At 70.4% G+C, this 10,750-nt stretch carries 13 protein-coding genes; 10 read left to right on the top strand and 3 right to left on the bottom strand.

Annotated features, from left to right (window positions below; genetic code table 11):
• Positions 1-47 precede the first annotated feature (47 nt).
• Positions 48-998 carry a heme o synthase gene (locus ACR9E9_RS11490; protein ID WP_435198623.1) on the top strand — a complete coding sequence of 317 codons (951 nt, stop codon included), beginning with the start codon at positions 48-50 and terminating at the stop codon, positions 996-998.
• 36 nt (positions 999-1,034) lie between these two features.
• Here ACR9E9_RS11490 and ACR9E9_RS11485 read toward each other — a convergent pair whose 3' ends face one another.
• From ACR9E9_RS11485 to ACR9E9_RS11475, 3 genes are read right to left on the bottom strand one after another with little or no spacing between them, the layout of a single operon-like run.
• Entirely contained in the window at positions 1,035-1,937 is a 903-nt protein-coding gene (locus tag ACR9E9_RS11485) for a COX15/CtaA family protein (RefSeq protein ID WP_435198622.1), read from the bottom strand.
• Positions 1,938-1,983: 46 nt separating this feature from the next.
• Positions 1,984-2,745 (bottom strand): ABC transporter permease, encoded by a 762-nt coding sequence (locus tag ACR9E9_RS11480; RefSeq protein ID WP_435198621.1) that lies wholly within the window; start codon positions 2,743-2,745, stop codon positions 1,984-1,986.
• Positions 2,735-3,445, bottom strand: a complete 711-nt coding sequence (locus ACR9E9_RS11475; RefSeq protein ID WP_435198620.1) for an ABC transporter ATP-binding protein — start codon at positions 3,443-3,445, stop codon at positions 2,735-2,737. The genes ACR9E9_RS11480 and ACR9E9_RS11475 overlap by 11 nt, the downstream gene beginning before the upstream one ends.
• Positions 3,446-3,533: 88 nt before the next feature.
• On the opposite strand from ACR9E9_RS11475, the gene ACR9E9_RS11470 reads away from it, so the two are divergent.
• From ACR9E9_RS11470 to ACR9E9_RS11430, 9 genes are read left to right on the top strand one after another with little or no spacing between them, the layout of a single operon-like run.
• Positions 3,534-4,259, top strand: a complete 726-nt coding sequence (locus tag ACR9E9_RS11470; RefSeq protein ID WP_435198619.1) for a helix-turn-helix transcriptional regulator — start codon at positions 3,534-3,536, stop codon at positions 4,257-4,259.
• Positions 4,256-5,677 carry a Fe-S cluster assembly protein SufB gene (gene sufB, locus ACR9E9_RS11465; protein ID WP_435198618.1) on the top strand — a complete coding sequence of 474 codons (1,422 nt, stop codon included), beginning with the start codon at positions 4,256-4,258 and terminating at the stop codon, positions 5,675-5,677. Before ACR9E9_RS11470 ends, sufB begins: the two co-directional genes overlap by 4 nt.
• Positions 5,677-6,861: a Fe-S cluster assembly protein SufD gene (gene sufD / locus ACR9E9_RS11460; RefSeq protein ID WP_435198617.1), complete on the top strand. Its 1,185-nt coding sequence runs from the start codon at positions 5,677-5,679 to the stop codon at positions 6,859-6,861. Before sufB ends, sufD begins: the two co-directional genes overlap by 1 nt.
• Positions 6,858-7,208: a non-heme iron oxygenase ferredoxin subunit gene (locus tag ACR9E9_RS11455; protein WP_435198616.1), complete on the top strand. Its 351-nt coding sequence runs from the start codon at positions 6,858-6,860 to the stop codon at positions 7,206-7,208. The genes sufD and ACR9E9_RS11455 overlap by 4 nt, the downstream gene beginning before the upstream one ends.
• Positions 7,209-7,253: 45 nt before the next feature.
• Entirely contained in the window at positions 7,254-8,033 is a 780-nt protein-coding gene (sufC, locus tag ACR9E9_RS11450; protein WP_435198615.1) for a Fe-S cluster assembly ATPase SufC, read from the top strand.
• Positions 8,034-8,035: 2 nt separating this feature from the next.
• Positions 8,036-9,316, top strand: a complete 1,281-nt coding sequence (locus tag ACR9E9_RS11445) for a SufS family cysteine desulfurase (protein ID WP_435198614.1) — start codon at positions 8,036-8,038, stop codon at positions 9,314-9,316.
• Positions 9,316-9,786, top strand: a complete 471-nt coding sequence (gene sufU, locus ACR9E9_RS11440; RefSeq protein ID WP_435198613.1) for a Fe-S cluster assembly sulfur transfer protein SufU — start codon at positions 9,316-9,318, stop codon at positions 9,784-9,786. Before ACR9E9_RS11445 ends, sufU begins: the two co-directional genes overlap by 1 nt.
• Complete coding sequence (locus ACR9E9_RS11435) at positions 9,783-10,112, top strand: metal-sulfur cluster assembly factor (protein ID WP_435198612.1); 330 nt, start codon at positions 9,783-9,785, stop codon at positions 10,110-10,112. The genes sufU and ACR9E9_RS11435 overlap by 4 nt, the downstream gene beginning before the upstream one ends.
• Positions 10,113-10,122: 10 nt before the next feature.
• A complete protein-coding gene (locus ACR9E9_RS11430) occupies positions 10,123-10,692 on the top strand; it encodes an acVLRF1 family peptidyl-tRNA hydrolase (protein ID WP_435198611.1) in 570 nt (189 codons plus the stop codon).
• Positions 10,693-10,750 lie beyond the last annotated feature (58 nt).

The following is a 10,750-nucleotide window of genomic DNA, read 5'->3' as shown; positions in this document are numbered from 1 at the left end:
CCGCGCCCGTCGCGACCGTGTCCCACCCCCTTCGGCAAAGGCAGTCCGTGACCACTCTCGAGTCGACGCGCGCGTTGTCGCCGGCGGCCCGCTCGTGGCGGAGCACCGTGCGTGCGTATGTTGCGCTGACGAAACCTCGGATCATCGAGCTGCTGCTCGTGACGACGGTTCCGGTGATGTTCCTCGCCCAGCGCGGTGTCCCCTCCTTGGGCCTGATCATCCTCACCCTCGTCGGGGGCTCGCTCAGTGCCGGGGCGGCCAACGTCTTCAACATGGTCTACGACCGCGACATCGACGCGAAGATGGGTCGGACGCAGAACCGTCCGCTCGTCACCGGCGAGGCATCGCCCCGGGGCGCGTTGATCTTCGGCTTCGTCCTCACCGCGGTCTCGACGCTCTGGCTCGGGCTGCTGGTCAACCCGCTGTCGGCGGCGCTCTCGCTCGCCGCGATCGTCCTCTACGCGGTCGGGTACACGATGATCCTCAAGCGCCGCACCGCGCAGAACATCGTGTGGGGTGGCGTCGCGGGGTGCATGCCGACCCTCATCGGCTGGTCCGCCGTGACCAACTCGGTGGAGTGGCCGGCCATCATCCTCTTCCTCGTGATCTTCTTCTGGACGCCGCCGCACTACTGGCCCCTGTCGATGCGTTTCACCGAGGACTACGCCGCGGCCGGCGTACCGATGGCCCCGGTGGTGCAGCAGCTGACCACCGTCGCCCGGCAGATCGTCGCCTACTCCTGGATCATGGTCGCCACCTCGTTGGCCCTGGTGCCCGTCGCCGACATGGGCTGGATCTACCTCGGCGCCGCGGTGGTCTCCGGTGGCCTCTTCGTCGGCGAGGCGCACCGTCTGATGGCGGCGGCGAAGAAGGGGGCCACGCAGTCGGTGCTCAAACCGATGCGTCTGTTCCACTTCTCGATCACCTACGTGACCCTGCTCTTCCTCGGGGTCGCGATCGACCCGCTGCTGCACCTGCCGCTCCCCGGCCTGGCCTGAGCCACCGCCGGCGACGGCCGACGTCACTCGAACGCCTCAGGCGCGGGCGGCCGGCTCGCGGGTGAGGACCATCGCGCGCACGATCGCGACGACGAGCAGGCTCGCGCCGAGCATGTGGGCCAGGACGAGCGCCTCGGGCAGCTGGGTCAGGTACTGGACGTAGCCGACGAGCCCCTGCGCCACGGTGACCCCGAGCACCACCAGCCAGGCCCGCGCCGGGGTCGCGGTGCGGCCCGTGAGCTTCGCACCGAGCCACACCGCGACGGCGATGCCGACGAAGAGCATCACGGCGTCGGCGTGCAGCCACGAGATCGTGCGCGGGTCGAAACCGGTGCGGGCAGGGGCCTCGGCGTCCCCGGAGTGGGGACCGGAGCCGGTGACGACCGTCCCGAGGACGAGGACGACCGCGGCCACGGCGACGAGCGCCCACACTGCTCGGTCGACGAGTGGGTGCACGAGGGACTGCGTCCGGCCGGGGGATTGACGGTGGCGCCACACGAGCCAGGTCGAGACCGCGATGAGAAGCATCGAGCACAGGAAGTGGAAGGCGACGATCCACGGGTTGAGGCCGGTGAGGACCGTGATGCCGCCGACGATCGCCTGGGCGGCGATGCCGAGCATCACGACCCAGGTGCCCCGGATCAGCTCCGTGCGCTCGCGCGCTGCGCGGTAGAGCGCGACGAGCAGCAGGAGCGCCACGATGCCGAGGAGCCCCGTGAGGGTCCGGTTGCCGAACTCGATGAGCTTGTGGATGCCCTGCTCCTGCTCCTGCGTCGGCACGTACGACCCGGGGACGCACTGCGGCCAGGTGGGACAGCCGAGACCGGAGCCGGTGAGGCGCACGAGGCCGCCGGTGACGACGATGCCGATCTGGACGACGAGGTTGAGCAGGAGGATGCGGGGCAGCCAGGTGCGGGCTGCGGAGTCGATCTGGGGCACTGAACTACGGTATGTCGTAGTGCCTGCGCGCCCCTCGTCGGGGGGCTCAGTCACGCCAGCGGAAGGTGCGCACCACGGCCAGGCTCAGCGCGAGGCCCCACCCGAGGAGGACGAGCCAGGGAAGCAGCGGCACGGTGCCCGTCGCCAGGGCGTCGCGGAAGGCGTCGCCGAGGGCCCCGGAGGGGAGCCAGCGGACGAGGGCGCCGGCCCCGCCGAGGGTGCCGCCGGGCAGCAGGAGCCCGCCGGCGCCGGCGAGGAGGACCCACACGAGGTTGGCGACGGCCAGCACGGCCTCGGCCCGCAGTGCTCCGGCGAGAAGCAGGGCGAGGGCGACGAAGACCCAGACCCCGAGGACCGCGGAGACGGGGGTGACGAGCACACCGACGGGATCGGGCCGCCAGCCGAGAGCGGCGGCGACCAGACCGAGGACGAGGACCTGCAGCAGCGCGACGACCGTGACGGCGAGGGCCTTGCCGGCGAGCAGCCCGTCCGTGCCGACGGGTGTCGTCGCCAGCATCCGCAGCACCCCGTACCGGCGGTCGAAGGCGGTCTGGATCGCCTGCCCGGTGAAGGCCGTGGACACGACGGCCAGGGCGAGCACGCCCGGACCGACGACGGCGATGCGCGGCTCGCTGAGCTGGGGGTAGGGGGCCATGACGAGCGCGACGAGTGCCAGGACGGGGAGCACCAGGGCGACGAGCAGCTGCTCGCCGTTGCGCAGGAGGATGCCGGCCTCGAAGCGGGCCTGGGCCGCCACCCGCCGTGACCGCGCCGCCGGGGTGGGCGGCGCCAGGCTGTCAACGCTCACGGGACCCCCCGGTCAGGGCGAAGTACGTGTCCTCGAGGCGGCCGCCGCCGGAGATCTCCTGCGGTGCGCCGTCGGCGACGACCTGTCCGTGGTCGAGGATCACCACCCGGTCGGCGAGGCGCTCGGCCTCCTCGAAGCTGTGCGTGGTCACGACGAGCGCCGTGCCGGTGTCCGCGCGCTCGCGCAGGAGGGTCCACACGTCGAGGCGGGCGTGGGGGTCGAGACCGGCGGTCGGCTCGTCGAGGAAGGCGACCTGCGGGCCGCCGACGAGAGCAGCAGCCAGGCCGACGCGCTGGCGCTGGCCACCACTGAGGCGGCGGACCGGGGTCGTGGCGAAGGGGGCGATCCCGAGTCGGTCGACGAGATCGCCGTCGCGACGAGTGGCGTGCAGCCGGGCGAGGTGGGCCAGGAGCCGGTGAGCGCTCACGCTCTGCGGGAGCCCGCCGTCCTGCAGCATCACCCCGACCCGGGCACGGTGGGCACTGCTCGCCCGCCACGGGTCGGTGCCCAGGACGCGGCAGCGTCCGGAGTCCGGTCGTTGGAGCCCCTCGAGGCACTCGATCGTCGTCGTCTTGCCGGCGCCGTTGGGTCCGAGGACGCACGTGATCTCGCCCGTCGAGGCGCCCCACGTCGCCCCGTCCACGGCGAGGACATCACCGAAGACGCGGCGCAGGTCCTCCACGACGACGGCACGAGTCACGGGAGTCGAGTCTAGGCGGGTCGAGGGGGCGCCCCCGGGTTAGGGGTGCCTTTGTTGTGCCCCTTGCGCAATTACGTAACATGAGTGTGTGGTTAATTCAGCACAGGCACTGACGACGTCGGACGTCGACGTCGCCAGTCGTGATGCTCGCACTCGTGATCGCGTCCTCGCGGTGATCAGCGAGCACGGGCCCATCACCGCTGCGGACATCGCCGGCCACCTCGGCCTCACGGCCACGGGCGTGCGCCGTCACCTCGACCAGCTCGCCGACGACGGCTCGGTGACCAGCCGTGCGCCCCACCAGGGCAAGCGCGGCCGTGGGCGACCCGCCCGCGAGTGGGTCGTCGGGGACAGCGGCCACGACCACCTCGGCACCGACTACGACGAGCTCGCGGCCGAGGCCATGCGCTTCCTGCGGGGTCACGCCGGTGATGATGCCGTGCGTGCCTTCGCCGACCAGCGCATCGGCAGGCTCGAGGAGCGGGTGGGCGCCCGCGTGGCGGCCGCCGGTGACGATCTTCGTGATCGCACACGAGCCCTCGTCGAGTCCCTGCAGGTCGAGGGCTACGCTGCCAGCGCCCGGCCGGTCGGCGAGGACAGCAGTGTCGGTGTCCAGCTGTGCCAGGGTCACTGCCCGGTCCAGCACGTCGCTGCGGAGTTCCCGGAGCTGTGCGAGGCCGAGGCCGACGCCTTCAGTCGGCTCCTCGGCGTCCACGTCCAACGTCTGGCCACCCTCGCGCAGGGCGACCACGTCTGCACCACCTTCGTCCCCACGCCGGGGGCGCGTCCCCACACAGAGAGGTCCACCCGATGAGCACCAACATCGAAGAGTTGAATCCAGGGCTCAAGGACATCGGCCGCTACGAGTACGGCTGGTCGGATGCCGATTCTGCGGGTGCCACCGCGAAGCGTGGCGTCAACGAGGCCGTCGTCGCCGACATCTCGGACCGCAAGGACGAGCCGCAGTGGATGCGCGACCTGCGCCAGAAGGCACTGCGCCTGTTCGACAAGAAGCCCATGCCGAGCTGGGGCAGCGACCTCACCGGCATCGACTTCCAGAACATCAAGTACTTCGTGAAGTCCACGGAGAAGCAGGCGACCTCGTGGGAGGACCTGCCCGAGGACATCAAGAACACCTATGACCGCCTCGGCATCCCCGAGGCGGAGAAGCAGCGCCTCGTCGCCGGCGTCGCCGCCCAGTACGAGTCCGAGGTCGTCTACCACCAGATCCGTGAGGACCTGGAGGAGAAGGGCGTCATCTTCGTCGACACCGACTCCGGTCTGCGTGAGCACGAGGACCTCTTCCGGGAGTACTTCGGCACGGTCATCCCCGCGGGTGACAACAAGTTCTCCGCCCTGAACACCGCGGTGTGGTCGGGCGGCTCCTTCATCTACGTCCCGCCGGGCGTCCACGTGGACATCCCGCTGCAGGCCTACTTCCGGATCAACACCGAGAACATGGGCCAGTTCGAGCGGACGCTGATCATCGCGGACGAGGGCTCGTCCGTGCACTACGTCGAGGGCTGCACGGCGCCGATCTACAAGACGGACTCGCTGCACAGCGCCGTCGTCGAGATCGTCGTGAAGAAGAACGCGCGAGTGCGGTACACGACGATCCAGAACTGGTCGAACAACGTCTACAACCTCGTCACCAAGCGCACCACGGTCGCCGAGGGCGGCACGATGGAGTGGATCGACGGCAACATCGGCTCCAAGGTGACGATGAAGTACCCGGCCTGCTTCCTCATGGGCGAGCACGCCCGTGGAGAGACCCTCTCCATCGCCTTCGCCGGTGAGGACCAGCACCAGGACGCGGGCGCGAAGATGGTCCACGCCGCCCCGAACACGTCCAGCTCGATCGTCTCCAAGTCCGTGGCCCGCGGTGGTGGTCGCACCTCCTACCGAGGCCTGGTCCAGGTGCTCGAGGGGGCGACGAACTCGAAGTCCTCCGTGGTGTGTGACGCCCTGCTGGTCGACACGATCAGCCGGTCCGACACCTACCCCTACGTCGACGTCCGTGAGGACGACGTGCAGATGGGGCACGAGGCGACCGTCTCCAAGGTCTCTGCGGATCAGCTCTTCTACCTGATGTCCCGCGGGATGAACGAGGAGGAGGCCATGGCGACGATCGTGCGTGGCTTCGTCGAGCCCATCGCGCGTGAGCTGCCGATGGAGTACGCCCTCGAGCTCAACCGCCTCATCGAACTCCAGATGGAAGGAGCCGTCGGCTGATGAGCCTGCTGGCTGACACCTCGAGCCGTGAGGCTCACACCCACTCCGCCGACACCCTGGTCCCGGACCAGTCGCGCGCCGAGCGCACGCGTTCCTGGCAGGTCGCGGACTACCCCGTCCCGGCCGGTCGCGAGGAGGACTGGCGCTTCACCCCGGTGGATCGCCTGACCGACCTGCTCACCGATGAGCCGACCGGCGCACACCTCGAGTGGGACCAGATCCTGCCCGAGGGCGTGACCTGCTCGACGATCCCGCTCGAGGAGCTGGAGCGCGACACCCTTCCCGCCCCGGCCGACCGGCCGGCGGCCCTGGCAGCCGCGCACAGCGGTGGCGTCACGGTCGTCGACGTCCCGGCCGAGGCCGAGCTGACCGAGCCGGTGCGCATCGGCCTCACCGGGGCGCAGCGCGAGAGGGTGCACGGCCACCTGCTCGTCCGGGTCGGCGCCTTCGCCAAGGCGACCGTGGTCCTGACCCACAGTGGCTCCACCGACTACACCGAGCTGTTGACGCTCGTGGCCGGGGACGGCGCGAATGTCACCGTCGTCACGCTCCAGGACTGGGAGGACGACACCCACCACCTGGCCCAGCACGACGTGGTCATCGGCCGGGATGCCAGCGTGCGACACATCGCCGTGAGCATCGGCGGCGGCATCGTGCGGCTGAACACCAATGCCTCCTACCGTGGCCCCGGCGGCTCCTTCGAGGGCCTGGGCGTCTACTTCGCCGACGCGGGACAGCACCTCGAGCACCGGCTCTTCGTCGACCACGAGGCCCCGCACTGCCGGAGCAACGTCGAGTACAAGGGCGCCCTCCAGGGGGAGACCGCCCACACCGTCTGGGTGGGCGATGTCCTCATCCGCGCGGCCGCCGAGGGCACCGACACCTACGAGCTCAACCGCAACCTCGTCCTGTCGGACGGGGCCCGGGCCGACTCGATCCCGAACCTCGAGATCGAGACCGGCGAGATCATCGGTGCCGGCCACGCCTCGACGACCGGCCGCTTCGACGACCAGCAGCTGTTCTACCTGCAGTCCCGCGGGATCGACGCGGACACGGCGCGTCGGCTGGTCGTGCGCGGCTTCTTCAACAGCATCGTCCAGCGCATCGGGGACTCCGAGATCAGCGACCGCGTCATGGCCGCGATCGACGAGGAGCTCGAGGGCGGTCCGGAGGCCGCAGCATGAGTGCCACCACGGATGCCGACTACGTCCGGGTCTGCGGGCTCGACGAGCTTCCCGCGACGGGGGCGGCCAAGGCGGAGATCGAGGGCCGGGTGGTCTCGATCATCCGGGCCGAGGACGGCAGCGTCCACTGCATCGACGACGAGTGCACCCACGGGCGGGTCTCGCTGTCCGAGGGCGAGGTGGAGGGCTGCGAGATCGAGTGCTGGTTGCACGGGTCGCGCTTCAACCTCGTCACCGGCAAGCCCACGGGCCTGCCCGCCACGGTCCCCGTGGTCGTCCACAGCGTCCGGGTCACGGACGGCGAGGTGCTCGTCGCCCTGGCCGACGAGGCGCCACGCACGGTCTGACGACCGGCCTGCCCACACACTTTTTCGAACGAAGGACGAACAGACATGGCAACGCTTGAGATCAAGGACCTGCACGTCAGCGTCGACACCGAGGACGGATCCAAGGAGATCCTCAAGGGCGTCACGCTGACCATCAACTCCGCCGAGACGCACGCGATCATGGGCCCCAACGGCTCCGGCAAGTCGACGCTCGCGTACTCCATCGCCGGTCACCCCAAGTACACCGTCACCTCCGGGACGATCACCCTCGATGGCCAGGACGTGCTGTCGATGAGTGTGGACGAGCGCGCCCGCGCCGGGCTCTTCCTCGCCATGCAGTACCCGGTCGAGGTCCCCGGGGTCACGGTGAGCAACTTCCTGCGTACCGCGAAGACGGCACTCGACGGCGAGGCTCCCAAGCTGCGCACCTGGGTCAAGGACGTGCGCACGACGATGGCCGAGCTGCGCATGGACCCGGCCTTCGCCGAGCGGAACGTCAACGAGGGCTTCTCCGGTGGTGAGAAGAAGCGCCACGAGATCCTCCAGATGGAGCTGCTGCGTCCGAAGTTCGCCGTCCTCGACGAGACCGACTCCGGCCTCGACGTCGACGCCCTTCGGGTCGTGTCCGAGGGCGTGAACCGTGCGCAGGCCGCGACCGACGCGGGCGTCGTGCTCATCACCCACTACACGCGGATCCTGCGCTACATCACCCCGGACCACGTGCACGTCTTCGTCGACGGTCGGATCGCCGAGCAGGGCGGCCCCGAGCTGGCCAACCAGCTCGAGGCCGAGGGCTACGACCGCTTCATCCCGACGGGGGAGCCCGCCGCGACCGCCGGGGCCTGATCATGACTGCACAGCTCATCCCCGAGGCCGAGCTGGTCGCCGTGCGCGCCCAGTTCCCGATCCTCGAGCGGACCGTGCGCGGGGGCAAGCCCCTGGTCTACCTCGACTCCGGCGCGACCTCGCACAAGCCGTTGTCCGTGCTCGACGCCGAGCGTGACTTCCTCGTCACGGCCAACTCGGCCCCGCACCGTGGAGCGCACGCCCTGTCCGAGGAGGCGACCGAGGCCTACGAGCAGGCTCGTGCCGACATCGCCGCCTTCATCGGAGCCGCCGAACGTGAGGTCGTGTTCACGAAGAACGCCACCGAGGCGCTCAACCTCGCGGCGTACGCCTTCTCCAACGCCGAGGTGGGCTCCCCCCTTCGCGTCGGCGAGGGCGACGAGATCCTCGTGACCGAGGCCGAGCACCACGCCAACCTCGTCCCGTGGCAGGAGCTGTGCCGTCGGACCGGCGCCACGCTGCGGTGGATCGGGGTCACCGACGAGGGGCGGCTCGACCTGGACCAGCTCGAGGACGCGGTCACCGAGCGGACCAGGGTCGTGGCCTTCACCCACGCCTCGAACGTGCTCGGCGCGGTGAGCGACGTCCCCAGGATCGTCGCCGCCGCGAAGTCCGTCGGCGCGATCACGGTCCTCGATGCCTGCCAGTCGGTGCCGCACCTGCCCGTGGACGTCACCGAGCTCGGTGTCGACCTCCTCGCGTTCTCCGGGCACAAGATGTATGGCCCGAGCGGGATCGGGGTGCTCTGGGGACGGTACGACCTCCTTGAGCAGATGCCGGCCTTCCTCACCGGCGGCTCGATGATCGAGATGGTCCGGATGGAGGGGAGCACCTACGCCCCGCCGCCCACTCGCTTCGAGGCGGGGGTGCCGATGACCAGTCAGGCCATCGGCCTCGCGGCTGCCGTGCGATGGATCCGGGAGATCGGCCTCGAGCGGATCGCGGCGCACGAGCAGGCGCTCACGGCGCGGCTGCTCGAGCAGATCGCCCAGCGCGACTGGGTGCGCCTCATCGGCCCGGCGGACCTCGTCCACCGGGGCGCTGCGGTGAGCTTCGTCGTCGACGGGGTCCACGCCCACGACGTCGGCCAGGTGCTCGACGACCACGGCGTCGCGGTGCGCGTCGGCCACCACTGCGCCTGGCCGCTGCACCGCGCGCACAAGGTCGCCGCGACGACCCGCGCCTCGCTGGGCGTCTACAACACCCCGGCGGAGATCGACGTCCTCGTGGAGGCGCTCGACACCGTCCCCGGCATCTTCGGCGTGGATCGGGGGGCCGCCTGATGGATCTCTACCAGGAGCTCATCCTCGACCACTCGAAGCGCCAGGTCGGCTCCGGCCTGCGTGAGGGGCACCGGGCCGAGGTGCACCACGTCAACCCGACCTGCGGCGACGAGCTGACCCTGCGGGTGCACCTCGACGGCACCGGCCGGGACGCGAAGATCACCGACATCTCCTACGAGGCGATGGGGTGCTCGATCTCCATGGCGAGCACCTCGATCCTCGCGGAGGAGGTCACCGGAGAGACCATCGACGACGCGATGGACGTGCATGCCGCGATGCGGCAGATGCTCACCAGCCGCGGCACGGACCCCGGCGACGAGGAGGCCATCGGCGATGGCGTCGCCCTGGCCGGCGTCGCGCAGTACCCAGCGCGAGTGAAGTGTGCTCTGCTGGGATGGATGGCCCTCACCGACGCCCTGGCCCAAGCGGGCGTCGACATCGCGAGCACACCCGAAGGAGAGACCGCATGACTGCCCAGGCACCGACCCCCAGCAATGTCGCCGATGTCGAAGAGGCACTGCGCGACGTCGTCGACCCCGAGCTCGGCATCAACGTCGTCGACCTCGGCCTCGTCTACGGCATCACCGTCGACCCGCAGAACCACGCGGTGGTCGACATGACGCTGACGTCCGCGGCCTGCCCGCTGACCGACGTCATCGAGGACCAGGTCACCCAGGCCCTCGAGGACCTCGTCACCGACTCCCGGATCAACTGGGTGTGGATGCCCCCGTGGGGTCCGGACAAGATCACCGACGACGGGCGCGAGCAGCTGCGCGCCCTCGGCTTCAACATCTGAGCCCATCCCGATGACCCGCCTGGTCGACGTCGACCCGTATCGACTCGACCGGTGGGTCGACGGCTTCTCGGCCCGGCACGACGGCGCAACCCGCGTCGACGAGCCGGGCCGTGTCGTGCTCACCGGGGGTGACGGGGCGACGGCGACGGGGGAGTGGTTCGACCACGAACGCATCGGACTGCTCCTCGTGCGTCGGGGCGGGTACGCGGTCGGCCGGGACGAGGGTGGCGAGCTCGTCGCGCACTCCTGCGGCACGAGGTACGTCCAGTCCCGGACGAAGAAGGGGGGCTGGAGCCAGCAGCGCTACGCCCGCCGGCGGGGTCACCAGGCCGACGGTGTCGTGACGAAGGTCGTCGAGCTCGCCCTGCGCCACCTGCCGCGCGGTGGTCTCGACGCCCTCGTGGTGGGCGGGGACCGCACGCTGACCGGTCAGGTGCTCGAGGAGCCCCGGCTGGCCCACCTCGCCGACCTCGCGCGCCGCGCGATGTGGGATCTGCCTGATCCCCGGCTGACCGTCCTGAAGGAGGCCGCCCGGCGGGCCCGGGCGGTGCGCATCACCCTGGAGGAGCCGCTGGGGTGAATGCGGGAACCCGGCGGCTCGCGCCTTACACTAGCCGCCGACCAGTCTTCAACCCCTG

This window comes from Janibacter sp. GS2, assembly GCF_051200835.1.
Taxonomy (GTDB): domain Bacteria; phylum Actinomycetota; class Actinomycetes; order Actinomycetales; family Dermatophilaceae; genus Janibacter.
The sequence above is the reverse complement of the archived record's forward strand: the minus strand, read 5'-3'. Positions and strand labels throughout refer to the sequence as shown.

Excerpts from the sequence above, each read along its gene's own strand:
- sufB (WP_435198618.1), top strand. The coding sequence starts at position 4,256 with ATGAGCACCAACATCGAAGAGTTGAATCCAGGGCTCAAGGACATCGGC.
- sufD (WP_435198617.1), top strand. The coding sequence starts at position 5,677 with ATGAGCCTGCTGGCTGACACCTCGAGCCGTGAGGCTCACACCCACTCC.
- ACR9E9_RS11455 (WP_435198616.1), top strand. The coding sequence starts at position 6,858 with ATGAGTGCCACCACGGATGCCGACTACGTCCGGGTCTGCGGGCTCGAC.
- sufC (WP_435198615.1), top strand. The coding sequence starts at position 7,254 with ATGGCAACGCTTGAGATCAAGGACCTGCACGTCAGCGTCGACACCGAG.
- ACR9E9_RS11445 (WP_435198614.1), top strand. The coding sequence starts at position 8,036 with ATGACTGCACAGCTCATCCCCGAGGCCGAGCTGGTCGCCGTGCGCGCC.
- sufU (WP_435198613.1), top strand. The coding sequence starts at position 9,316 with ATGGATCTCTACCAGGAGCTCATCCTCGACCACTCGAAGCGCCAGGTC.
- ACR9E9_RS11435 (WP_435198612.1), top strand. The coding sequence starts at position 9,783 with ATGACTGCCCAGGCACCGACCCCCAGCAATGTCGCCGATGTCGAAGAG.
- ACR9E9_RS11430 (WP_435198611.1), top strand. The coding sequence starts at position 10,123 with ATGACCCGCCTGGTCGACGTCGACCCGTATCGACTCGACCGGTGGGTC.